The organism is Paractinoplanes globisporus DSM 43857 (assembly GCF_000379645.1).
Taxonomy (GTDB): domain Bacteria; phylum Actinomycetota; class Actinomycetes; order Mycobacteriales; family Micromonosporaceae; genus Actinoplanes; species Actinoplanes globisporus.
In genome coordinates this window covers 58,667-81,481 of sequence record NZ_KB903315.1, presented here as the reverse complement: position 1 = coordinate 81,481, position 22,815 = coordinate 58,667, and the positions used below count along the sequence as shown (strand labels likewise).

The window sequence follows — 22,815 nt, the reverse complement described above, 5'->3', positions numbered from 1 at the left end:
GCCGCGGACGGGATGAGAAGGCGTTTCAGCGCACTGCCCTTTCCTGCGTCAGTCGACGCGCCGGCCGCCGAGCCACGCGACCATCTGCGGGTCGTGGTGGTCGAAGAACACCGAGGCGCCGGTGTCGAGGCCGGCGATCCGGGTCATCTCGTCGTCGGTCAGGTCGAAGTCGAATACCTCGAGGTTCTGGGCCATGCGCTCGGGGCGCACGGACTTCGGGATCACCACGACGTCGCGCTGGATGAGCCAGCGCAGCACGACCTGCGCGACCGACTTGTCGTGCGCCGCGGCGATCGCGGCCAGGACGGGGTTGGTGAACAGGTCGTTCTTGCCCTCGGCGAACGGTCCCCACGACTCGATCTGCACGCCCCGCTCGCGCATCAGCTGCTGGTAGTCGGCGCGCTGGAAGAACGGGTGGGTCTCGATCTGGTTGACCGCCGGGGTGATGTCGTTGTGCAGGATGAGATCGACGAGACGGTCGGGGTAGAAGTTGGAGACCCCGATCGCCTTGACCAGACCCTCGCCGTACGCCTTCTCCATGGCATGCCAGGAGCTGTAGTAGTCACCGAGCGGCTGGTGGATCAGGTACAGGTCGAGGTGGTCCAGGCCGAGCTTCCGCAGGGACTTGTCGAGCTCGCGCCGGGCGGTCTCCTCGCCGGTGTGCTGGATCCACATCTTGGTGGTGACGAACAGCTGGTCGCGCGGGATGCCGCTCTTGGCGATCGCCCGGCCGACCGCTTCCTCGTTTCCGTAGGAGGCGGCGGTGTCGATCGCCCGGTAGCCGGCCGCGAGGGCGTCGGTGACGACCTGCTCGGTCTGGTCGTCCGGGACCTGGAAGACACCAAAACCCAGGATCGGCATCCGTACGCCGTTGTTCAGCGTGATCAGGCGGTTCTGTGCTGCCATGCCCACTCCCTCAACTGGTCCGACGGCCCTGTCCGACTCCACGAAACCTGATTTCCGGCGCGGCAGGCAGTGGTGGGCTTCCCCGGTACTGCCGGACCCTCCCAGCCGGTGGGCCGGGGTTGTGCTGTCGAAGCGGTTCGACGACCATCGATGGCATGCCCAAGACATCGAGATCTATGTATCTGTGCCGTGCCGCCGTGGCCGCCGTGCTCGCGGCCGCGGCCATGGTGGCGGCTCCCGGCGCGGCGTCGGCCTCGCCCGGGTGGACCGGGGCCTGGTCGACCAGCCCGCAGCGGGAGGCCGGGCCGGCGTTCGCGGCGCAGACGCTGCGGCTGCTCGTTCATCCGACGGTGGGTGGGCCGTCGCTGCGGCTGCGGTTGTCCAACACGTTCGGCGAGGCCGACGTGACCTTCGGCGCGGTGGGGGTGGCGCGGGCGGTCGCGCCGGGGGCCGCCGATCTGGTGGCGGGGACCTCGCGGCGGGTCACGTTCCGCGGGCGCGGGGCGGTGACCGTCGCGAAAGGAGAGACGGTTCTCAGCGATCCGGTTCGGCTCGGGGTCGCGTATGGGCAGGATCTCGCGGTCGACCTCTTTGTGACCGCGGGCGGCGACGCGGCGTCCATCACCGGGCACGACGCGGCGCAGGGCACGCAGTTCGTGGCGGCGGGAAACCAGGCGGGACAGGGGGCGGCCGCCTTCGGCGGGACGGTCAACTCGTGGTTCTGGCTGGACGGCGTGGACGTGCGGGCGGCGGCCGGCGTGCGCGGGAGCATCGTCGCGCTCGGCGACTCGATCACGGACGGCGCCTACACGACGTGGAACGGCAACGACCGGTGGACCGACGTGCTGGCGGCGCGGCTGGGCGGGCGCTACGGCCTGCTCAACCAGGGCATCGGGGGCAACCAGGTGCTCACCGACCGGACCGACTGCTGCGGGGCGGGAACGAGCATCTCGGGTCTCGCACGGGAGAAGGCGGACGTGCGCGATCAGACCGGCGCGCGATACGTCATCCTCGCCGACGGCATCAACGACGTCGGGTACAACGCGACCGCGCCCAACTTGATCGACGGGCTCGCGACGATCGCGAAACGCGCCCATCGCGCCGGCATCCGGGTCATCGGGGCCACCATCACGCCGTACGGGTGCCCGGAAGGATGTTTCACGACCGAGCAGGAGCAGACGAGGCAGGTCGTGAACGCGTGGGTCCGCTCCACCCCGCTGTTCGACGGAGTGGCCGACTTCGACGCGGCGATCCGGGACCCGGAGCTGCCGAGCCAGGTGCTCCCGGCCTACCAGGCCGATCACCTGCACCCCAACGTCGCCGGCCAGCGCGCCATGGCCGACTCGATCGATCTCGCCCTGTTCCGCTGACATCCGTCGAGGGGGCGGGCCCGGCAAGCCCGCCTCCCTCGGCAGAAGAAGAGCTACTGCAGGCCCAGCAGGTCGACGACGAAGATCAGCGTCTCTCCGGGCTTGATGACGCCGGCGGCGCCGCGGGAGCCGTAGCCCAGGTGGGGCGGGATCGTGAGCTTGCGGCGGCCGCCGACGCGCATGCCCTGCACGCCCTGGTCCCAGCCGGCGATGACCTGGCCGCCGCCGAGCGGGAACGCGAACGGCTCGCCACGGTCCCACGAGGCGTCGAACTGTGCCCCGTTGGAGTGGGAGACGCCCACGTAGTGCACGGTGACGTACTGGCCGGGAGCGGCCTCGGGCCCGTCGCCGACGGTGATGTCCTCGATCACCAGGTCGGCGGGCGGGTCGCCCTGGATCGGGCCGATCTCGGGCTTGTCCATCTTCATCCTCCGGTTCTGTGCGGATCCCCGCCATGCAATCACACCGGTCGCGAAGGTGAACGGTCGACCACGGAAATGCGTACCTCTCCTCGCGGAGCCTGCCGGGCCCGCGTGCCGATCTTGGAGAGACCGTGAAGATTCGCCGACTGGCCGCCGCCGTTGCCGCGGGGCTGCTGCCACCGTTGCTCGCCGCCGTGCCCGCGCTCGCGCACGGGGCGCCGACCACGCCGATAAGCCGGAGCGCGGCCTGCGCGGCCGGCGGCGGTACCGCGACGGGCACGGCCGCGTGCAAGGCGGCGCGGGCGGCCAACGGCGGTCAGTTCGGAACGTTCGACAACGTCCGGGTGCCGGATGTGAACGGGAACGATCGGAAGTTCGTGCCGGACGGGAAGTTGTGCAGCGGTGGTCTGCCCGACTTCAAGGGGCTGGACATCGCTCGCGACGACTTCCCGTCGACCACGGTCGCCGGCGGCAAGTCCCTGGCGATCAAGTACCAGGCCACGCTGCCCCACACCGGAAGTTTCCGGATTTATCTCACCAAGCAGGGGTACGACCCGAAGCAGAAGCTCACGTGGGACGACCTGGCGAGCAAGCCGCTCGCGGAGATCAAGGACCCGCCGCTGCGGGACGGGTCGTACCAGATGAGCGTGAAGCTGCCGAGTGACCGGACCGGGCGGCACATGCTCTACATCGTGTGGCAGACGTCGAGCACGCCGGACACCTATTACTCGTGCTCGGATCTGGTCTTCAAGAAGACCGCGGTGACGGCCGCGGCGCCCGTCGCCACGAAGTCGGCGACCGCGAAGCCGAAGAAGACCGCGCCGCCTCCCTCCGCGTCAAAACCGGTCACCGAGGAGACCACGGAAGCCCCCGCCGCGACGGAGACGGCCCAGGCCATCACTCCGGTTGGTGACACCAGCAAGGTCACGCTAGGTCACCAGATCGTCGCGGGCGCTCTCGTCGTCGGGGCCGGCTTTCTTGCGTACGCGCTGATTGCGGGCTTTCTCCGGAAGCGGCGCGAAAACCGTTGAACCGCAACGGTTCGGCCTTCGTACTGATGGGCGTCGACGCTGCAAGCCCGTTCCAGTCCTTCCGAAAGAAATGACGAAAGGCCGAGCATGAGTCGTGTTCGTTACGGCAGCCGGGCGGTCAACCGCCTGTCCCGCCGCCGAGTTCTCGCCATTGCCGCTACCGCGGGTGTCGGAGTTTCCGTCGCCGGCGTCACCGGACTGAGCCTGGCCGGCGAGACGACCGCGAAGGACGACGGCCAGCCGCTGGTCATCTCGCTGCGGGACGCCTCGAAGGGCACGTTCGACATCTTCTCGGGCGGCTCGAAGACCACGCTGACCGACAAGAAGCTCGCCGCCCGCCTGCTCAAAGCCGTGAAGCGCTGAAAAGGGGATTCATCAAATGTCTTCGCATCGTGAAGCCCCCGAGATCAGCAAGGATCCGGTGGCGGACTCGTCCGACCTCTATGCGTTCGTCAGCCCCGACGACCCGGACATGGTTACTATCATCGCGAACTATGTCCCGTTGCAGCTTCCGGCCAGCGGGCCCAATTTCTTCGAGTTCGGCGACGACGTTCTCTACGAGATCCACATCGACTCGAACGGTGACGCCCGGCCGGACCTGACCTACCAGTTCCGCTTCCGGACCGAGCTGCGCAACAACAACACGTTCCTGTACAACACCGGTCAGATCAAGTCGCTGGACGACCCGAACTGGAACCGCCGGCAGTTCTACTCGGTGACCAAGGTCGACGCGCACGGCAAGAGCACGGTGCTGGCGCAGAAGCTGCCCTGCCCGCCCTGCAACGTCGGCAAGCTGTCGATCCCCGACTACGGCAAGCTCGCCGATGACGCGGTGAAGAAGCTGAAGACCGGCGAGAAGGTGTTCGCCGGCCAGCGCGCCGACGCGTTCTTCGTCGACCTCGGGGCCATCTTCGACCTCGGCACGCTGCGGCCGTTCCAGGACAAACACCTGGTCGGTCAGAAGCTTTTCAACTACGCCGGTAAGGCCGTCAATGCCACCGACAAGCTGAACGTCCACTCGATCGCGATCCAGGTGCCGCTGTCCGCGGTGCGCCGGGACGGCAAGAAGAAGGTGCGCGGGCGCGACCCCGGCGCGGTCATCGGCATCTGGACGTCCGCGTCGCGCCGCCAGGTGCAGGTGCGCAAGGGCGACAAGAAGAACGTGGACGTCGAGGTCGGCCCGCAGGTGCAGGTGTCCCGGCTCGGCAACCCGCTGTTCAACGAGGTCATCGTGCCGATGGCGCAGAAGGACCTGTGGAACTCGCTGTCCCCGGCCGAGGACAAACGGTTCTCCCATTTTGTCGAGAAGCCCGAGTTGGCATCGCTGCTGCCGGTGCTGTACCCGGGCCTGTTCGACAACCTGGCCAAGCTGAACAAGGCGGGCACCGCGCGGGCCGACCTGGTCGCGATCCTGCTCACCGGCATCCCCGACGGCCTGATCGACAACTTCCAGAACGCCACCGGCGACACCAAGGCGGACATGCTGCGGCTGAACACCGCCGTGCCGCCCGCCAAGGACCCCAAGGCGTTCGGCCTGCTCGCCGGGGACCTGGCCGGCTTCCCGAACGGCCGGCGGATCGAGGACGACGTCGTGTCCATCTCCATCCGCGCCATCGCCGGCGTCACATTCGCGCTGGTCGACGCGACGTTCAAGCCGGACGCCGCCGCGGGCCTGGTCGAGCAGGGTCTGTCGATCAAGGACGTCAGCTCCGGCCTGCTCAAGAAGTTCCCGTTCCTCGGTACCCCGTTCGATGGATTCAACAACCCGTGAGCCACGATCACCACACGCTGACGCCGTCCGGCCAGGGAACGGTCGTCCTCAACATCGGCGCCGGCATCGGGGCCCTGGTAATCCACACCCCCGGCCGGCTGCACGGGCACGAGATCGAGGTCAGCCCGGTCGCGGACCCGGCGGTGCGCACGCACGCCGCGGTCCGCGCCCGGTACGTCCAGGGCGGCGCGTCGTTCGCCGTGGTCATCGACAGCCTTCCCGCCGGCCGGTACACGGTCTGGCGGGACCCGGTGACGGCCCTGGCCGAGATCGACGTGCCGGACGGCGGCGTGGCCGAGTTCTCCTGGCCGTCGGAGGCGGTAGCGGCCTGAGTCCTCGGGTCTAGGGTGGACGGCATGGCTGTCCACCCGGGGGACTCCCCGGTCCACGTGGCATTGCGGACGAGCGACGTGGACGAGGCCAGGGCGTTCTGCCGGAAGATGTTCTACGGCCCGCTCCAGGTGACTCCCGTCGGCGACGCGAGCAACTTCTTCTTCGCCGGGGACGTGGTGATGATCGGCCCGGTCACCGTCGGCCAGATCAGCTACGGCTCCGACATCCGGGTGAACATCGCCGACCTGGAGACGTCCTACCACGTGCTGGCCCCGCTGACCGGAACCCTGCGCTCGCGCCACCGCGGCACGGCGGTCCTGGCCGACCCGACCCGCGCCGCCGTCTACCGCCCGATCGGCGACATCGACCTGGACTGGCCCGGCACCTGTCGCCTGCTGAGCGTCAAGGTCGAGCGGGCCGCACTGGAACGCGAGCTGGACGCGGCCCTCGACCAGCAGATCGTGTCACCCTTGCTGATCGGCGAGAGCTTCGACGTGTCCGAGGCCCCCGGCCGTACGTGGGTCGCCCTGGTCCGCCTGCTGCACGGCGAGCTGTGCGCCCCCGACGCGCTGGCCGCCCAGCCCCGGATGGCCGCCCGCTGGCGCGACATGGTCATCAGCGGCCTGGCCCTCACGGTCGAGCACCCCTACGGTGACGAGCCGGCCGGCCTGCAGGGCCCGCGCCGGCCGCGCACCGTGAAGCGCACGCTCGACGCCATGCACGCCGAGCCCTCGCGCCAGTACACGGCGGGTGACCTGGCCGAGATCGCCGGCGTCGGCGTCCGCGTGCTCCAGGAGGCGTTCCGCCAGCACGTCGGCGTGTCACCCCTGTCCTACCTGCGCCGGATACGCCTCGACGGCGTCCACCACGAACTGTCCCGATCGGACCCCTGGCAGGTGAGCGTGAGCGACGTGGCGTACCGCTGGGGCTTCACCCACCTGGGCAGATTCGCCGGCGCCTATCGAGCCCGATTCGGCGAGTCGCCCTCGCAGACGCTCCGCGACCGCCGCTGATCAATTCTTGAGAATCAATACCGCAACCCCACGCGATCGTACGATCACCGGATGCGGATCCTCGCGCGGCGCGGCAGACTGCCGGGGGTGGAGACCGATCTTCCCGCCGCCCGCCCGGGCCTGTTGCTCGGCGGCCGGTACCGCCTGGTGGAGCCGGTCGGGACCGGCGGGATGGCGGTCGTCTGGCGGGGCTGGGACATCGTGCTGGCACGCACGGTCGCCGTGAAGATGCTGGCCCCGCACGCTCGCGATCCGCGGGCGCTCGACCTGATCAGGCACGAGGCCCGCGCGGCGGCGGCGCTGGCGCACCCGAACGTGGCCCAGGTCCACGACTACGGCGAGTGCGTCGTCGCCGGCGAGACGGTCCCGTACGTCGTGTTCGAGCTGGTGCCCGGCCGCACGCTGCTGGAGCGCATGCGGGCCGGCGAGATCCCGCCGCAGTTCGCGCTGCGGGTCTGCGCCGAGGTCGCGGCCGGGCTGGCCGCCGCGCACGCCGCCGGCCTGGTCCACCGCGACATCAAGCCGGCCAACGTGATCCTGGCGCCGAGCGGGGCGAAGGTCGTCGACTTCGGCATCGCCGTCGCGACATCGGCCGCCCGCGAACGGCGAGCTCCGGACGAGACCGTTCTCGGCACGCCGACGTACATAGCGCCCGAGCGCCTCCGCGGCGACATCATCACCCCGGCCTCCGACGTGTACGCGTTGGGCGTCCTCCTCTACCGCCTGCTCTCCGGGCGCGCGCCGTGGTCGGGCGAGTCCCGGACGATCGTGCTGGCCGGCCACCTCTACGCCGAGCCGCCGCCGCTGGTGCCGCTGCACCCCGTCCCGGGCCACGTCGTGGACCTCTGCCTGCGCTGCCTGCGCAAGGAGCCGTCCGAGCGCCCCGCCGCCCGCGAGGTCACCCGCCTGCTCGGGCACGCCGCCGGCCTCGAGATCGTCGAGGACACGCCGCCGCCCGCACCGGCCGGCGCCCCGATCCCCGCCGAGCCGTCCCTGATCCTCCGATCCCCGGCCCGGCTGACGTGGTGGCGCGCGAGATGGCGGCCGGCCGTCGCGATGGCGGCGGTGGTGGTGCTGGCCGCCGCCGCGACCGCCGGCTGGCTGGCGTCCAGGGCGGACGAAGGGCGATCCGGCCGACCGGGTGCGGCCGGCCCGGCGGTGACGCCCGCTCCCGGCGGCTCCGCCCAGCGCGCCGTAGTGGGGGGAGCACCGGCCGCTGTCGGCTCCGGTGCGACGCCCTCAGGTCCGGCCGGGACGACCGCAGCCGATGGACGCGGCGGTCCGGCCGTGCCCGGCGCGCCGCCAGTGACACCCGGGCCGGCGACGCCGACGCCGACGCCGGCCACGCCCACCGCCTCATCGCCGCCCGGCACGACGGCGACCACACCCGTATCGTCCGAGCGCGTGCTGACCTCGCCCGGCGGCACGGTCACCGCAACCTGCCCGTCCCCGGAGACGGCCCACATCCTGTCCTGGTCACCCGCCCGCTCCTACCACCTCGAGTCGGTCGACACCACGCCCGGCCCGTCCCCGGCGGCGACCTTCCGCCACGGCAGCGACGCGGTGACCATGACCATCACCTGCACCGCCGGCGACCCCGGCGCACAGATCTCCTGACCAGGCGACCAAGGCCGCACCCGGCTTGCCGTCAGCGGTCGAGGCCGGCCCGCACGGCCGCCGCCGCGGCTCGTACCTCGCGGAGGTCGGCCGGCTGACGTACCTCGCGTTCGGCGTCCTCGACCAGGAGGCGGGCCTGCTCCTCGATGGCGGCCGGGCGGCCCGGGTCCGGCCCGTCGACCGCGGCGCAGGTGCTCAGCAGCCGCAGCAGCGCGGTGACGACGGTGGGCTCGGCCGCGCCGTACCGGCGGATCAGGCCGGACATGGTGGCCAGGTACTCGCCGAAGGTCCAGCCGGGCACCGTCACCTCGGCGCCGCCGGGATCCCGGTCGACGTGACAGCCGAGCGGACGGGTCGCCAGCACGCGGAACAGCACCGACAGCCGTTCGATGGCCTGCACGGCGGTGTACGGGTCGTTCACCGCCGGTGACAACGCCTTGCAGGCCATGTCGGTCAACTGCCGGAAGCCGAACGCCGCGTCCTGGTCGAAGGTGCGTTCCCGGCCGATGTGTACCGCGTGGACGAGCGCCTCGGGCACGGTGGCCGTGGCTGCCGGCCTCGCCGTCGTCGCCGGCCAGATCCACAACAGGGTCGTGCCGGCCACCACGTGCTCGCCGGGACGGGGGCGCAGCCGGACCCGCAGGCCGCCGCCGCGCGCCGCGGCGAGCATTCGCTCGACCCGGACCACCTGGACGTATCCGGAGCGGGGCGCCGGCACCGCGAGGGCGGTCGCGGCGACCGGCGATCCGGTGCCGCCACCCTCCAGCAGGCCGCCACGGATGACGGCGAGAGTGTTGCGCTCCACCACCGCCATGATCGAGTCGATCTGGATCGAATGCCCGAGATGGTCGGCGAAGAACACCAGCATCCCGAGGCTGACGAACAGCAGCACGATCGCCCCGGTCACGGCCAGCCGGGGAAACTCGGTGGTCCGGCTGCCACCCGACACGCCGACCGTGTAGAGCCCGGCGGTCGAGTACGCGAACGTCGCGACGCAGGCGCTGAGGACCAGCTGGTTCGGGCGGTCGCGGAGGAAGTTGCGCAGCAGCCGCGGCGAGTACTGGGTCGACGAGAGCTGCAGGGCGACCACGGTCAGGCCAAGGAGCAGCGCGATGACCGTGACCATCGTGCCCGCTATGCCGATCAACAGCGTCCGGGCGTCGTCCGGGGTGCCCTGGAACGCGAGCGGCGACCCGGCGTCCAGATTCGCCGCCGACAGCACGGCGCCGGCGCCGAGCGCGCCGACGACCGACAGCGCCGGTAGGACCCACAACGAGTCGCGCACGTGCTCGCGACTCATCATGGCGGGTCGGCCCCGGCATCGACCGCCGGCCGCGATCGGGCGCGGCGACGGTCGATCGCCACGGCCGCGGCCGGGAACGCCAGCACCGACAGCACGCCGGCACCGACCAGCGCGGCGGCGTTCTCCGGCAGCATGGATCCGTTCGCGAGCCCGATCTCGCTGAGAGCGACGAGCAGCGGAAGCGCGGTGGCGGCCAGAAAGCCCAGTTCGACGCGCTCCGAGAAGGTCAACGCGGTCCGGTAGAGCAGCAGCGTCGGCAGGCCGCGGATGACCAGCAGCAGGACGAAGAACATCGCGAGCCGGCCCGGGGCCGAAATGATCGAATCAAGGTCCAGCGCCATGCCGGACGCGACGAAGAACACGGGGATGAAGAAGCCGTAGCCGACGGCGTCCAGCTTCTCCTCGAGCGCGTGCACGTCACCGGGCGCCCAGCGGCGCAGCACCACGCCGGCGAGGAACGCGCCGAGCACCACGTCCAGGCCGAACCGGTCGGCGACCACGAGCAGCAGGAGCAGCAGGACCAGCGTCCAGCGCAACGTGGTCTGGGCGGTGGCGTGCTCGCCCTCGTCCAGGATCTGCCGGATCCGGCCGCGCGCCAGCCGGGGCGCCAGGGTGAGCGCCAGAGCGAGAACGCCCACCGCGAGCAGCGAGATCAACCCGAGGAACTTGCCGTTCGCACCGAGGAAGATGGCGATCGCCACGACCGGCAGGAACTCGCCGACGGCGCCGGTCGCGAGCACGTAGGGCCCGAGACGACCACCCAGCATGTCGTTGTCGCGCAGGATCGGCAGCAGCGTGCCCAGCGCGGTGGTGGTCAGCCCGAGCGCCACCGGCACGAACGCGTGCACGAGGCCGCCGGCCGCCAGCAGACCCACGACGCCGCAGGCCAGGGCGACCGTCACGAACCATCCCGCCAGGGCGAGCACACCGGGCCGCTCCCGGAACAGGTGCAGCTCCAACTCGTAGCCCGCCAGCAGGAACAGGAAACCGAGGCCGACGTTGGACAGCAGCCCGATGCTCGCCGGGTCGGCCAGCCCGAGCACGTCGGGACCGATGACGACGCCGCCGACGATCAGGAAGACGACCTGGGGAACCCTGAGCCGGGCGAACAGACCGACGGCGACCGGCGCGAGCGCGGCGACCACCGCGACGACGAACAGGCTGCTGAGGCCGAGCGACAGGTCGTCGGCCACGTCGTCAGCCCACCCCAGGCCGGTCGGTCGGGACGGGACCCGTCCGCTCGGTCCCCAGAGATCGCACGACATCCTCCCGTCCCGTATCCGTCCTGAGCAGCCAACTGTTTCAGGACGGACCGGGCGGGCTCGTCATCCTCCGCGAGCGAAATCCGGGGCGGCCGGGTCGTCAGGGCGGTAGGGCGCGGAGAACGGCTAGAGCTCGACGCGCTGGCCCTTGCCGATGACGACTATGCCGTTGTCGGAGACGGTGTAGAGCTTGCGGTCGCGGTCGAGGTCGACGCCGATCTGGGCGCCCTCGGGGATTATCACGTTCTTGTCGATGATGGCGTTCTTGAGGATCGCGCGGCGGCCGACGGAGACGCCCTCCATGAGCACGCATCCCTCGACGTGGGACCACGAGTTCACGCGTACGTTGGGGGAGATCACCGAACGCTCGACCAGCGCGCCGGAGACCACGACGCCGGGGGAGATCATCGACTCTATGGCGCGGCCCTGGCGGTCGTCGTAGCCGTGGACGAATTTCGCCGGGGGCCACGAGCCGTAGTTCGTGAAGATCGGCCACTCGTGGTTGTACAGGTTGAAGACCGGGAGCGTGGCGATGAGGTCCATGTGGGCCTCGTAGAACGAGTCGAGCGTTCCCACGTCGCGCCAGTAGCCGCGGTCGCGGTCGGTCGAGCCGGGCACCTCGTTGTCGCGGAAGTCGTAGACGTTGGCCTCGCCCCGCTCGACCATCATGGGGATGATGTTGCCGCCCATGTCGTGCTTGCTGTCGGGGTTCTGCGCGTCCTTGGTCACGGCCTCCTGCAGGGCGCGCGTGGTGAACACGTAGTTGCCCATCGAGGCGTACACCTCGTCGGGGGAGTCGGGCAGTCCCTCGGCGTCGCGCGGCTTCTCGCGGAAGGCGCGGATGCGCTTGCCGTCCGCGCCGACGTCGATGACGCCGAACTGGTCGGCCAGGGACTTGGGCTGGCGGATGCCGGCCACGGTGACCGCGGCGCCGGACGCGATGTGGTCGTTGACCATCTGCTTCGGGTCCATGCGGTAGATGTGGTCGGCGCCGAAGACGATGACGTAGTCGGGGGATTCGTCGTTGATCAGGTTGAGGCTCTGGTAGATGGCGTCGGCCGAGCCGGCGAACCACCGGGGGCCGAGCCGCTGCTGCGCGGGTACCGGGGTCACGTAGTTGCCCAGCAGCGTGGACATCCGCCAGGTCTTGGTGATGTGCCGGTCGAGCGAGTGCGACTTGTACTGGGTCAGCACGACGATCTTGAGATAGCCGCCGTTCGCCAGGTTGGACAAAACAAAGTCGATCATGCGGTAGATGCCGCCGAACGGCACACCGGGCTTCGCCCGGTCGGCGGTCAGGGGCATCAGGCGCTTACCTTCACCACCGGCCAGAACGATCGCAAGCACCTTGACAGCCATGGAAGGACGCTAACTTTCCGCCAGCTCGAACGCCAGCCGACAGGGATGCCGGTCAAGAAGAAGCGAGGACAGGTTACCCGATCTTGAACGGTGCCGCGCCCGGATCCGCCCAAGGCACTAGGCTCCCTGGGGTGCGTGTCGACTTGATTTCGCGGGAGTACCCGCCGGAGGTTTACGGCGGCGCCGGCGTCCACCTGGAATACCTCTCCCGCGACCTGCGGCGCCTCGCTGACGTGCGGGTGCACTGCTTCGGCCGCCCGCGCACCGAGCCCGGCGTGACCGCCTATCCCGAGCCGGTCGAGCTCGAGGGAGCCAACGCGGCCCTGCGCACGATGGGCATCGACCTCGCGATCGCGAACGGCTGCGCCGGCACCGACATCGTGCACAGCCACACGTGGTACGCGAACTTCGCCGGCCACACCGCGAAACTGCTGCACGGCGTCCCGCACGTGGTCACCACGCACAGTCTCGAGCCGCTGCGCCCGTGGAAGGCGGAGCAGCTCGGCGGTGGCTACGCGCTGTCCAGCTTCTGCGAGCGCGTCGCGATCGAGAACGCGGACGCCGTCATCGCCGTGTCGGGCGGGATGAAGCGGGACGTGCTCACCGCGTACCCGTCGGTGGATCCGGAGAAGATCCGGGTGGTCTACAACGGCATCGACACCGAGCAGTACCGGCCGGACCGCGGCACCGACGTGATCGACCGGCTCGGCATCGACCTGAGCCGCCCGAGCGTCGTCTTCGTCGGCCGCATCACCAGGCAGAAGGGTCTGCCGTACCTGATGCGCGCCTGCCGTGACCTGCCGGCCGAGACGCAGATCATCCTGCTCGCGGGCGCGCCCGACACCCCGGAGATCGCCGCCGAGGTCGAGGCGCTCGCGGTCGAGCTGCGCGCGGTCCGCGACGAGCACGGCGTGATCTGGGTGCAGGAGATGCTGCCCAAGACCGAGGTCATCCAGATCCTCACGCACGCCACGGTCTTCGTCTGCCCGTCGATCTACGAGCCGATGGGCATCGTGAACCTCGAGGCGATGGCCTGCGAGACCGCGGTGGTGGCGACCGCGACCGGCGGCATCCCCGAGGTCGTGGCCGACGGCGAGACCGGCCTTCTGGTGCCGATCGAGCAGGTCGCCGACGGAACGGGCACGCCCGTTCACCCCGAGGCGTTCATCGCGGACTTCGCCGCCGCGATGACCAAGCTGATCGAGGATCCCGAGCGGGCCGAGCGGATGGGCAAGGCCGGGCGGCGCCGCGCGGTCGAGCATTTCAGCTGGTCACGCATCGCCGAGGACACGATGGCGGTCTACCGCTCGGTGGTCTGAAGTATGGCTCGCGCCGCCGCCCGCCCGCTGAGCCAGGCCGTCTGGACACGCGGCCGGCCGAAGGCGTCACCGCAGAGGTAGACGTCGCCGTGCCGCGCGAACCCTCCGTGACCGGGCTTCGGCGCCGCGTACGGCCAGTGGCGGGTGGTCACCGACACCGGGTCACCGGCGCCGAGCAGCTCGGCGACGGCCTTGGCCATCTGCGGTCCCGGGTCGGGGCACTCCGCGAAGGCCGCCGTCGAGTGCGCGACCAGCACCGGCGCCCGGTCGCCGCGCCGGTCGCCGTCGTCGACGACCGTCGACAGGATCGGGTGGTCGTTCACGAAGATCCCCGAGAAATCCCGCCAACCCCTTTGCGCGTACGAGAGAATCGCCGTCACCACCGGAGACCAGGACTGCTCGCGCGCGGCCGCCAGGTCGGCGATGGCGAGCGCCTGCGGCCCGGGCATCGCCAGCACGACCGCGTCCGCCTTCGGAAGCGCGGAAACGGTCTCACCCAGAGTCACCTCCAGGCCGCGCGCGAGGTCGGCGGCGAGACTGTTGAGCCCGCCCGGCGCCGCCCAGCGCATCGTCGGCGGACCGGCCTGTCCGCGCAGCGTGTCGGTCCACGGCCGGGCCAGCCCGTCGATCCGCCACGTCTGCAGCCGCCCGAGGAACGCCGGATCGTCCGCCGTCACGTAGGCCGCGCCGGTGTCGACCCAGCGCCCGCCGATCCGTTCGCTCGCGAGGCGGCCGCCCACCCGCTTCTCCCGCTCGACCACCCGGGCCGGCACGCCCGCGTCCACCAGCTCACGGGCGCAGGCCAGCCCGGCGATCCCGGCTCCCACGACGACGACGGTCATGTCCGAGAACTCTACGGCCGCCGGGACCGCCGGCCCGGCAAGGCATAGTGGTGGGCATGCACCGCCGCCGTCCGTCCCTCCGTCTCGTCCTCCCCCTGGCGTCTCTGCTGTTCGCTCTTGCCGTCCTCGGCCTGGGTCTGCTCCGCGCCGCCGCCTACGACCCACCGGCCGCCGCCGGCGGCTCCTGGTCCCCGGCGCCCGGCGCGACCGCCCCGCCCGGCCCGGCCGGCACCTGCGCCGGAGTCCCGGTCAGCGCGACCCGCCAGCTGCGCGGCATGTGGCTCACCACGGTGATGAACATCGACTTCCCCAGCAAGCCGGGACTGCCCGAGGCGCAGGTCAAGGCGGAGTACGAGAGGTGGCTCGACCTCGCCGTCGCCCAGCACCACAACGCGATCTTCGTGCATGTGCGGCCGAGCGGCGACGCGTTCTGGCCGTCCCAATACGCTCCGTGGTCGGAGTGGCTCACCGGGAAGAGGGACGGCCGGTCACCCGGATGGGACCCGATGGCCTTCATGGTCGCCGAGGCGCACGCGCGCAACCTCGAGTTCCACGCCTGGTTCAACCCCTTCCGCGGTACGCAGCCCGCCCCCGACGGGCCCGGCGCCGACTTCACCAAGCTCGCGCCCAACCACCCGCTGCTCGCCCACCGGGAGTGGGCGATCGCCTACCCGACCGGAAAGACCTCCCGCCTCTACTTCGACCCGGGCAACCCCGACGCCCGCCGCTTCGTCGAGGACGCGATGCTCGAGGCGGTGCAGAAGTACGACATCGACGGCGTCCACTTCGACGACTTCTTCTACCCGTACCCGCAGAACGGGGAGGACTTCCCCGACGACGCCAGCTACGCGAAGTACGGGCACGGGGAGAACCGCGCGCAGTGGCGGCGGGACAATGTGGACACCCTGGTCCGCGAGATGAGCCAGCGGATCAAGCAGCTCAAGCCGTGGGTGAAGTTCGGGATCAGCCCGTTCGGCATCTGGCGCAACAAGACCACCGACCCGGCCGGCTCCGACTCGCGCGGCCTCGAGTCGTACGACGCGATCTACGCCGACACCCGCAAGTGGGTCCAGCAGGGCTGGCTCGACTACATCGTGCCGCAGCTGTACTGGAACGTCGGCTTCGCGAAGGCCGACTACGCCAAGATGCTGCCCTGGTGGACGTCGCTGGTGAAGGGCACCCGCGTGCAGCTGTACATCGGGCAGGCCGACTACCGGGTGGGGGAGAAGGGCGCCTGGAGCAACCCCGCCGAGATCGACCGCCACCTGACCATGGACGAGCAGGCCGGCGTGCAGGGCGAGGTGCATTTCAGCGCCGCGTCGGTGCGGAGCAACAAGCTGGGCGCGGTCGCGCTGTACAGCAAGAACCACTACTCCGCGCCCGCCCTCGTGCCGGTCATGAAGCAACTGCCGGCCGGCCCGCCCGGCGCGCCCACCCTGACCCGGGAGTGGCGGGCCGGCAACGCCCGGCATTTCGACTTCAGGCCGGGCGCCGGGCCGCAGCCGGTCAGCTGGGCGCTCTACCGGGTCGGCGGCGACAAGGCCACGCTGGTGGCGACCGGGCGCACCGGGCAGCAGGTGGCCGACCCGGCGCCGCCGGCCGGCTCGGCCGTGTACTGCCTGAGCGGCCTCGACCGGTCCGGCAACGAGGGCAAGATCGGCGCGGCCTTCACCGCGTCGCGGTGAGGGCCAGCTCCCACAGGCGGTCGGCGGCGGCCGGGTCGACCGCCCAGGACGCCACCGCGCCGGGCCGCCGATCGCCGCCGGGCACGACCTCGGCCTCCTGGTTGTCCTCCCCGAAGTAGCGGCCGGTCACGCCGGCCAGCAGCGGAGAGGCGGCCAGCAGCACCTCGGTCGAGGCGCCCTGCTCCGGGGTCTTGAAGTGGTCCGGGGTGACGAGGTTGCCGTCGTCGTCCAGCGCGCCGAACGACCGCATGGTGGCCGCGTCGAGGTGCCGCTGCAGGCGGGTGTGGATCGATCCGGGCGCCATCGCGTTCGCGGTGGTCCCGTCGTCCGGCCAGTGGCGGGCGAGCCCGACGGCGAGCAGCACGTCGGCGGTCTTGGACTGGCTGTAGGCGGTCCACGGGTCGTACGGCCGACGCTGGAATTGTGGGTCGTCGAAGTCGACGGGAGCGCCCTGCTGCGCGCCGGAACTGACCATGACGACGCGGCCGCCGCGCAGCTGTTCCCGCAGGCCGGTGACCAGCGCGAAGTGGCCGAGGAAGTTGGTCGCGAGCTGCAACTCCCAGCCGTTCGCGGCCCGCTCCAGCGACGGCAGCGCCATGATCCCGGCGTTGGCGATGAGCGCGTCGACCGGACCGTCCCAGGTCTCGGCGAAGCGGCGCACGTCCTTGAGATCGGCCAGGTCGAGCGGCAGGGTGCGGGTGCCGGCAACAGTGGCGGCCGGGTTCCGGGTGGCGATCGTGACGTCCGCGCCCGCGTCGGCGAGGGCCCGGGCGGCCGCCGCGCCGAGCCCCGACGCGCCGCCGGTGACGATCACCCGGCGGCCGGTGAGATCGATGCCGGCGAGGACGTCGGCGGCGGTGCTGTGCGCCGTGAAAGGCGTGGTGATTCTCATGCCTCCAGCGTGCGTCTGACGGACTGGACGGAGAATGGTCTGCGATCCAGAATAGTTGCGTGAGCGTCCAGCAGGTTGATCCCCTCGACGATGTCCTCTCGCTCGTCGGCACCCGCAGCCGGCTCTCCGTCGGCCTGGTCGCGGGCGGCACCTGGGCGCTCGACTTCGACCCGCCGCCGTACGTGAAGTTCAACGCGATCCGCCGCGGGTCGTGCCTGCTCACGATCGAGGGTGAGGAGCCGCTGCCGCTCGCCGAGGGCGACTGCTTCCTGCTCACCCGGCCGCGCCGCTTCGTGCTGGCCAGTGGGCCCGGGGTGCCGCCGGTCCCGGCCGGCCCGGTGTTCGCGGCGGCGGCCGGCGGCATCGCCCGGGCCGGCGACGGCGGCGACGTGTTTCTGCTCGGCGGCCGGTTCGACTTCGGCGACCGGGCCCGCGCGCTGCTGCTCGACGCGCTGCCCCCGGTCGTGCACGTGCCCGGCGGCACCCCGGCCGCGGCCACCCTGCGCTGGGCGCTCGAACAAGTCGACGCCGAGCTGCGCGACCGCCCGCCGGCCGCCACACTGATCGCCGAGCACCTCGCCCTGATCATGCTGATCCACATCCTGCGGGTGCATCTGGCCGGCGCGCCGCAGGCCGGCCCGGGGTGGCTCGGCGGCCTCGCCGACCCGGTCGTGGCGCCCGCGCTGCGCGCCCTGCACGCCGACCCGGCCCGCCCGTGGACGGTCGCCGAGCTGGCCCGGGCCGCGGCGGTGTCCCGCTCGACGCTGGCCGCCCGGTTCAAGCAGGCCGTCGGGCAGGGCCCGCTCGACTACCTGACCGGGTGGCGCATCGAACTGGCCGCCGACCGCCTGCGCCGCGGCGACGGCACCCTCGCGGCAATCGCGCACGCCGTCGGGTACGGCTCGGAAAGTGCCCTGAGCACGGCGTTCAAGCGAGTCGCGGGCGTGTCGCCGCGCGAGTACCGACGTGTGCCCGGAGCTATTTCAGCGCGACCTTGACGCCGCCGGAGAGCAGCGAGTCGTGCAGCTCGAGACTGGTCAGCCGGGCCGTTTTCGGGATGTCGAAGACGAGCTGGCCGGTCACCCGGTCGCCCGGGGTCAGCCGCCGCAGGAACGTCTGGTTGTCGCGGTTGACGTAGAGTCCGGCGATCTCGTCGTTGCCGTAGGCGGCGCCGGCCGCGTCGAGCGCCTTCTGCGCGTGGCCCAGGAAGTACTGCGAGCCGTCGCCGATGTCGCGAACCGACAGGGTGACGATGCAGAACCGGCCCTTCGCGGTGCGCTTGAGGTGCTCGACGCCCAGGCTCGTGCGGGAGCAGTCCACCCGGGTGACCACGAACTCGAACTTGCCGTCGCGCGCCGGGTCGCCGATGCCGGGCGGCGGCTTGGTGGTCGGCCCGGCCGTCGAGGGCGCGTCGGCGGCGGTGGCCGCGGCCGGCTTCTTGCCGAAGCGCGACGCCGCCGCGCCGGCCACGAACAGCACGAGCACCGCGGCGCACGCGAGCAGGGCCGCGACTAGCGGCCGGAGCGGCGCCGCCCCCGGCGCCGGAGGGCGCTGCGAACGAGTGCGTTGCGAAGGACGAGGATCGTGCGACATCGGGCCACCCCACGGACCGGTCGGACACGCTCCCCTAACTGTCGGTCACCGAGCCGTGACAAGCCACCGATTTGGCCTGATCGGCGAGGGCTTTCGCCTGATCGGACAAAGCGGTCTACGTGACCTTGCCGTCGGCGACCTCGAGATGGCGGGTGGTGTGTACCGCGTCGAGCATGCGGCGGTCGTGGGTGACCAGCAGGAGCGTGCCGTCGTAGCTCGCCAGGGCCGACTCCAGCTGCTCGATCGCCGGCAGGTCGAGATGGTTGGTGGGCTCGTCGAGAACCAGCAGGTTCACCCCGCGCGCCTGCAGCAGGGCCAGCGCCGCCCGGGTCCGCTCGCCCGGGGACAGGGTCGCGGCGGGCCGCAGCACGTGGGCCGCGCGCAGGCCGAACTTCGCGAGCAGCGTACGCACGTCCGCGTCCGGCCAGTCCGGCACCGCCGCACCGAACGCCGTCATCAGCGGCTCGTCGCCGAGGAACAGGCCGCGCGCCTGGTCGACCTCGCCGACGACCACGCCGGGACCGAGGCGCGCGCTGCCCGACTCCAGCGGGATCCGGCCGAGCATGGCCGCCAGCAGCGTGGACTTGCCCGAGCCGTTGGCGCCGGTGATCGCCACCCGGTCGGCCCAGTCGATCTGCAGCGTGACCGGGCCCAGCGTGAAGTCGCCCCGGCGTACCACGGCGTCGCGCAGGGTGGCCACGACCGCGCCGGCCCGGGGTGCGGCGGCGATCTCCATCCGCAGCTCCCACTCCTTGCGGGGCTCCTCGACCACCTCGAGGCGCTCGATCAGCCGCTCGGTCTGCCGCGCCTTGGCCGCCTGCTTCTCGGTCGACTCGGTCCGGTACGCCTTCGCGATCTTGTCGTTGTCGGGCGCCTTCCGGCGGGCGTTCCTGACGCCCTTCTCCATCCAGGCGCGCTGCATCCGGGCCCGGTCGAGCAGGTCGGACTTCTTGTCGGCGTACTCCTCGAACTGCTCCCGCGCGTGCCGCCGGCCGCGCTCGCGCTCCTGCAGGTACGAGGCGTAGCCGCCGCCGAACAGGTTGACCTGCTGCTGCGCGAGGTCGAGCTCCAGCACCTTGGTGACGGTCCGCTCGAGGAACTCCCGGTCGTGGCTGACCAGCACCGTCCCCGCCCGCAGCCCCGCCACGAACTCCTCGAGCCGCTGCAGACCGTCGAGGTCGAGGTCGTTGGTCGGCTCGTCCAGCAGGAAGATGTCGTACCGGCTGAGCAGCAATGACGCCATGCCGGCCCGCGCGGCCTGCCCGCCGGAGAGCCCGGTCATGGCGTGGTCGAGCGCGATCGTCAGCCCGAGCTCGCCGGCCACCTGCGCGGCGCGTTCCTCCAGGTCGGCCCCGCCCAGGTCGAGCCACCTCTCGAGCGCGACCGCGTACTCGTCGTCGGCGCCCGGGCTCCCGTCGGCGAGCCGGGCCGCCGCTTCATCCATCCGCAGCTGGGCCGGTCCGACGCCGGTGCGGCGGGAGAGGAAGTCGCGCACCGTCTCGCCCGCGCGCCGTTCCCGCTCCTGGGGGAGATATCCGACGTTGGCGGTGGGCGGGCTGAGCGTGACGGTCCCGCTTTCCCGGGGCACGAGTCCGGCCAGCGTACGCAGGAGGGTCGTCTTTCCCGCACCGTTGGCACCCACGAGCCCGATCACGTCCCCGGGGGCGACCACGAGGTCGAGCCCCGAGAACAGAACGCGGTCCCCGTGCCCCGCCGCCAGCCCGCGGCCAATCATCGTCGCGCTCATCTCGCCCGCAATCCTAGGCAGGCGCCCGGGTCAGCCCTCGATCGGCACCGCCCGCCCGCTGACCCGGACCCCGTCCGATCCCGGCACGAGGCGGACGGTGATGCGGCTGGGGCGTCCCAGGTCGTCGCCCTGGCGCAGGTGCAACGTCGCCTCGTCCGGCACGATCCACAGCTCGCGCAGGTAACCACCCAGCGCCGCGGCCGCCGCGCCCGTGGCCGGGTCCTCGTAGACGCCGCCGACCGGGAACGGGTCGCGGACGTCGAACGTGTCGTCGGCGGCCCGGAACACCAGCTGGATCGTGGTCCACCCGCGCGTCTCCATGAGCGCCTTGAGGGCGGCCTCGTCGTAGTCGAGCTCCGCGAGCCGCTTCCGGCTCGCCGCCGCCACGATCGGGTGGTACGCCCCGGCGTACGCGACCTTCGGGGGCAGCGACTCGTCGAGGTCGAACTGGCTCCACCGCAGCGCCGCCAGCAGCGCCGTCAGCTCCGCGTCGTCCAGGTCGTAGACACGCGGGTCGACGCTCGTCAGCGTGGCCACCCCTTCGTCGTCGACGCTGACCGGCACCTCGCCGGCGTTGGTGACGAAGACGTGCGAACCCGGCCCGAGGGCGACCGCCGTGGCCACCGTGGCATGCCCGCAGAACGGCACCTCGATGAGCGGGCTGAAGTAGCGAACCCGGTACTTCCCGCCGTCGCGGGAGACGATGAACGCGGTTTCCGAGTACCCGACCTCGGCCGCGATCGCGAGCATCCGCTCGTCGCTCAGGCCGGACGCGTCGAGCACCACGCCCGCCGGGTTGCCGCCCGCCGGATCGTCGCTGAACGCCGCCAGCCGCAGAATCTCCGTCATGGCGCGAGCCTATTCCCGGGATCGATGCCACCACGATCACACTTTCCCGTCACACCCGGGGAGTAGCTTTTCTTCCGTGACAGACGCACCTCTCGCGATCACGCCCAACCCTCCCGCCGATCTCCCGCGCACGCTCGGCGAGCTGCGGGCCTCGGGCCACGAGTTCCGCACGGTGAAAGAGGAACTCCGCGACAACCTGCTCGATCGGCTGCGCACGGGCGCGCCGCGGTTCCCCGGCATCGTCGGCTTTGACGACACCGTGCTGCCCGAGGTGGAGCGGGCGCTGCTCGCGGGGCACGACATGGTGCTGCTGGGCGAGCGCGGTCAGGGCAAGACCCGGCTGATCCGCGGGCTGGTCGGCCTGCTCGACGAGTGGACCCCGTTCATCACCGGGTCCGAGCTGCACGAGCACCCCTACCTGCCGATCACCCCGGCCACCCGCCGGCTCGCCGACGAGACGGGCGACCTGCTGCCGATCTCCTGGCTGCACCGCTCCGAGCGGTACGGGGAGAAACTCGCCACGCCCGACACGAGCGTGGGCGACCTGATCGGTGACGTCGACCCGATCAAGGTGGCCGAGGGCCGCGCGCTGGGCGACCCCGAGACGATCCATTTCGGACTCGTGCCGCGCACCAACCGGGGCATCTTCGCGGTCAACGAGCTGCCCGACCTGGCCGAGCGCATCCAGGTGTCCCTGCTCAACGTGCTGGAGGAGCGCGACATCCAGGTGCGCGGCTACCAGCTGCGGCTGCCGCTCGACCTGCTGCTGGTCGCCTCGGCCAACCCGGAGGACTACACCAACCGCGGGCGCATCATCACCCCGCTGAAAGACCGGTTCGGCGCCGAGATCCGCACGCACTACCCGGTCGACCTCGCGCTCGAGACCGAGCTGGTCCGGCAGGAAGCGGCCCTGGTCGCCGCCGTGCCCGACCACCTGGTCGACGTGATCGCACGGTACACGCGAGCGGTCCGCGAGTCGCCGGCCGTCGACGCGCGCTCCGGCATCTCGGCGCGGTTCGCGATCGCGGCCGCCGAGACGGTGGCCGCTTCCGCGCTGCGCCGGGCCGGCCTGCGCGGCGAGCGGGAAGCGGTGGCGCGCATCGGCGACACGGCCTCGGTCACCTCGACGCTGCGCGGCAAGGTCGAGTTCGAGAGCGGCGAGGAGGGTCGCGAGACCGAGGTCCTCGCCCACCTGCTGCGGGTGGCCACGGCCGAGACGTTCCGCGACCGGCTGGGCGGGCTCGACCTGTCCGGGTTCACCGACCTGGTCGCCGAGGGCGCGATCATCGAGACCGGCGAGCTGGTCTCGGCCGAGGAACTGCTGGGCCAGATCGGGACGGTGCCGGGCCTGGCCAAGGTGCTCGACCGGCTCGGACTGGGCGACGCGCCGTCCCCGGGCCAGGCCGCCTCGGGGGTGGAGTTCGTGCTGGAGGGGCTGCATCTGACGCGCCGGCTGGCCAAGGAGCTGACCGACGACGGACGCACGCTGTACGGGAGCTGA

21 protein-coding genes are annotated in these 22,815 nt (G+C 71.5%); 11 read left to right on the top strand and 10 right to left on the bottom strand.

Translation table 11 applies throughout. From position 1 onward, the window contains the following. Nucleotides 1-48 precede the first annotated feature (48 nt). The gene (locus tag A3CQ_RS0129040) at nt 49-906 is read right to left on the bottom strand and encodes an aldo/keto reductase (protein WP_040433156.1); all 858 of its coding nucleotides are present in this window, start codon (nt 904-906) and stop codon (nt 49-51) included. A 155-nt stretch (nt 907-1,061) separates the two neighbouring features. Between A3CQ_RS0129040 and A3CQ_RS0129035 the strand changes: the two genes are divergently transcribed. After that, nucleotides 1,062-2,276 (top strand): GDSL-type esterase/lipase family protein, encoded by a 1,215-nt coding sequence (locus A3CQ_RS0129035; protein ID WP_245577359.1) that lies wholly within the window; start codon nt 1,062-1,064, stop codon nt 2,274-2,276. Between the two features lie 53 nt (nt 2,277-2,329). Here A3CQ_RS0129035 and A3CQ_RS0129030 read toward each other — a convergent pair whose 3' ends face one another. Continuing rightward, nucleotides 2,330-2,698 carry an FKBP-type peptidyl-prolyl cis-trans isomerase gene (locus A3CQ_RS0129030; protein WP_020514467.1) on the bottom strand — a complete coding sequence of 123 codons (369 nt, stop codon included), beginning with the start codon at nt 2,696-2,698 and terminating at the stop codon, nt 2,330-2,332. A gap of 131 nt (nt 2,699-2,829) precedes the next feature. Between A3CQ_RS0129030 and A3CQ_RS0129025 the strand changes: the two genes are divergently transcribed. The 6 genes from A3CQ_RS0129025 (at nt 2,830) to A3CQ_RS54435 (ending at nt 8,463) form a co-directional block, all read left to right on the top strand. Beyond that, a complete protein-coding gene (locus A3CQ_RS0129025; RefSeq protein ID WP_020514466.1) occupies nt 2,830-3,729 on the top strand; it encodes a lytic polysaccharide monooxygenase in 900 nt (299 codons plus the stop codon). 87 nt (nt 3,730-3,816) lie between these two features. Then, on the top strand, nt 3,817-4,092 hold the full coding sequence (locus tag A3CQ_RS0129020; protein WP_020514465.1) for a hypothetical protein: 276 nt from the start codon (nt 3,817-3,819) through the stop codon (nt 4,090-4,092). Between the two features lie 16 nt (nt 4,093-4,108). After that, nucleotides 4,109-5,500 (top strand): DUF4331 domain-containing protein, encoded by a 1,392-nt coding sequence (locus A3CQ_RS0129015; protein WP_020514464.1) that lies wholly within the window; start codon nt 4,109-4,111, stop codon nt 5,498-5,500. Then, on the top strand, nt 5,497-5,832 hold the full coding sequence (locus tag A3CQ_RS0129010) for a hypothetical protein (RefSeq protein WP_020514463.1): 336 nt from the start codon (nt 5,497-5,499) through the stop codon (nt 5,830-5,832). Before A3CQ_RS0129015 ends, A3CQ_RS0129010 begins: the two co-directional genes overlap by 4 nt. 24 nt (nt 5,833-5,856) lie before the next feature. Beyond that, a complete protein-coding gene (locus A3CQ_RS0129005) occupies nt 5,857-6,846 on the top strand; it encodes an AraC family transcriptional regulator (RefSeq protein ID WP_040433139.1) in 990 nt (329 codons plus the stop codon). Nucleotides 6,847-6,897: 51 nt separating this feature from the next. Beyond that, a complete protein-coding gene (locus A3CQ_RS54435) occupies nt 6,898-8,463 on the top strand; it encodes a serine/threonine-protein kinase (RefSeq protein ID WP_051115384.1) in 1,566 nt (521 codons plus the stop codon). A gap of 31 nt (nt 8,464-8,494) precedes the next feature. Here A3CQ_RS54435 and A3CQ_RS54430 read toward each other — a convergent pair whose 3' ends face one another. From A3CQ_RS54430 to glgC, 3 genes are all read right to left on the bottom strand, one after another. Beyond that, nucleotides 8,495-9,766 (bottom strand): DUF2254 domain-containing protein, encoded by a 1,272-nt coding sequence (locus A3CQ_RS54430; RefSeq protein WP_084699270.1) that lies wholly within the window; start codon nt 9,764-9,766, stop codon nt 8,495-8,497. After that, the gene (locus tag A3CQ_RS54425) at nt 9,763-10,959 is read right to left on the bottom strand and encodes a cation:proton antiporter (RefSeq protein WP_020514460.1); all 1,197 of its coding nucleotides are present in this window, start codon (nt 10,957-10,959) and stop codon (nt 9,763-9,765) included. Before A3CQ_RS54425 ends, A3CQ_RS54430 begins: the two co-directional genes overlap by 4 nt. A gap of 195 nt (nt 10,960-11,154) precedes the next feature. After that, nucleotides 11,155-12,387 carry a glucose-1-phosphate adenylyltransferase gene (gene glgC / locus A3CQ_RS0128985; protein ID WP_026206314.1) on the bottom strand — a complete coding sequence of 411 codons (1,233 nt, stop codon included), beginning with the start codon at nt 12,385-12,387 and terminating at the stop codon, nt 11,155-11,157. A gap of 131 nt (nt 12,388-12,518) precedes the next feature. On the opposite strand from glgC, the gene glgA reads away from it, so the two are divergent. Next, nucleotides 12,519-13,706 carry a glycogen synthase gene (gene glgA, locus A3CQ_RS0128980; RefSeq protein WP_020514458.1) on the top strand — a complete coding sequence of 396 codons (1,188 nt, stop codon included), beginning with the start codon at nt 12,519-12,521 and terminating at the stop codon, nt 13,704-13,706. Here glgA and A3CQ_RS0128975 read toward each other — a convergent pair. Next, complete coding sequence (locus A3CQ_RS0128975; protein ID WP_020514457.1) at nt 13,688-14,548, bottom strand: NAD(P)/FAD-dependent oxidoreductase; 861 nt, start codon at nt 14,546-14,548, stop codon at nt 13,688-13,690. The genes glgA and A3CQ_RS0128975 overlap by 19 nt on opposite strands. 56 nt (nt 14,549-14,604) lie before the next feature. Between A3CQ_RS0128975 and A3CQ_RS0128970 the strand changes: the two genes are divergently transcribed. Next, nucleotides 14,605-16,233 carry a glycoside hydrolase family 10-like protein gene (locus A3CQ_RS0128970; RefSeq protein ID WP_040433137.1) on the top strand — a complete coding sequence of 543 codons (1,629 nt, stop codon included), beginning with the start codon at nt 14,605-14,607 and terminating at the stop codon, nt 16,231-16,233. On the opposite strand, the gene A3CQ_RS0128965 is transcribed toward A3CQ_RS0128970, so the two are convergent. Next, the gene (locus A3CQ_RS0128965; RefSeq protein ID WP_020514455.1) at nt 16,217-17,125 is read right to left on the bottom strand and encodes an SDR family NAD(P)-dependent oxidoreductase; all 909 of its coding nucleotides are present in this window, start codon (nt 17,123-17,125) and stop codon (nt 16,217-16,219) included. The genes A3CQ_RS0128970 and A3CQ_RS0128965 overlap by 17 nt on opposite strands. 59 nt (nt 17,126-17,184) lie before the next feature. Here A3CQ_RS0128965 and A3CQ_RS0128960 point away from each other — a divergent pair, with 59 nt between their 5' ends. Further along, nucleotides 17,185-18,123 (top strand): AraC family transcriptional regulator, encoded by a 939-nt coding sequence (locus A3CQ_RS0128960; protein ID WP_020514454.1) that lies wholly within the window; start codon nt 17,185-17,187, stop codon nt 18,121-18,123. On the opposite strand, the gene A3CQ_RS0128955 is transcribed toward A3CQ_RS0128960, so the two are convergent. The 3 genes from A3CQ_RS0128955 to A3CQ_RS0128945 form a co-directional block, all read right to left on the bottom strand. Then, the gene (locus A3CQ_RS0128955; protein WP_063713618.1) at nt 18,104-18,718 is read right to left on the bottom strand and encodes a DUF4352 domain-containing protein; all 615 of its coding nucleotides are present in this window, start codon (nt 18,716-18,718) and stop codon (nt 18,104-18,106) included. The two genes, A3CQ_RS0128960 and A3CQ_RS0128955, sit on opposite strands and share 20 nt — an antisense overlap. A 115-nt stretch (nt 18,719-18,833) precedes the next feature. Next, on the bottom strand, nt 18,834-20,465 hold the full coding sequence (locus A3CQ_RS0128950; protein WP_020514452.1) for an ABC-F family ATP-binding cassette domain-containing protein: 1,632 nt from the start codon (nt 20,463-20,465) through the stop codon (nt 18,834-18,836). Between the two features lie 30 nt (nt 20,466-20,495). Beyond that, entirely contained in the window at nt 20,496-21,314 is an 819-nt protein-coding gene (locus tag A3CQ_RS0128945) for a PhzF family phenazine biosynthesis protein (protein ID WP_020514451.1), read from the bottom strand. Between the two features lie 76 nt (nt 21,315-21,390). Between A3CQ_RS0128945 and A3CQ_RS0128940 the strand changes: the two genes are divergently transcribed. Next, on the top strand, nt 21,391-22,815 hold the full coding sequence (locus A3CQ_RS0128940; protein WP_020514450.1) for a sigma 54-interacting transcriptional regulator: 1,425 nt from the start codon (nt 21,391-21,393) through the stop codon (nt 22,813-22,815).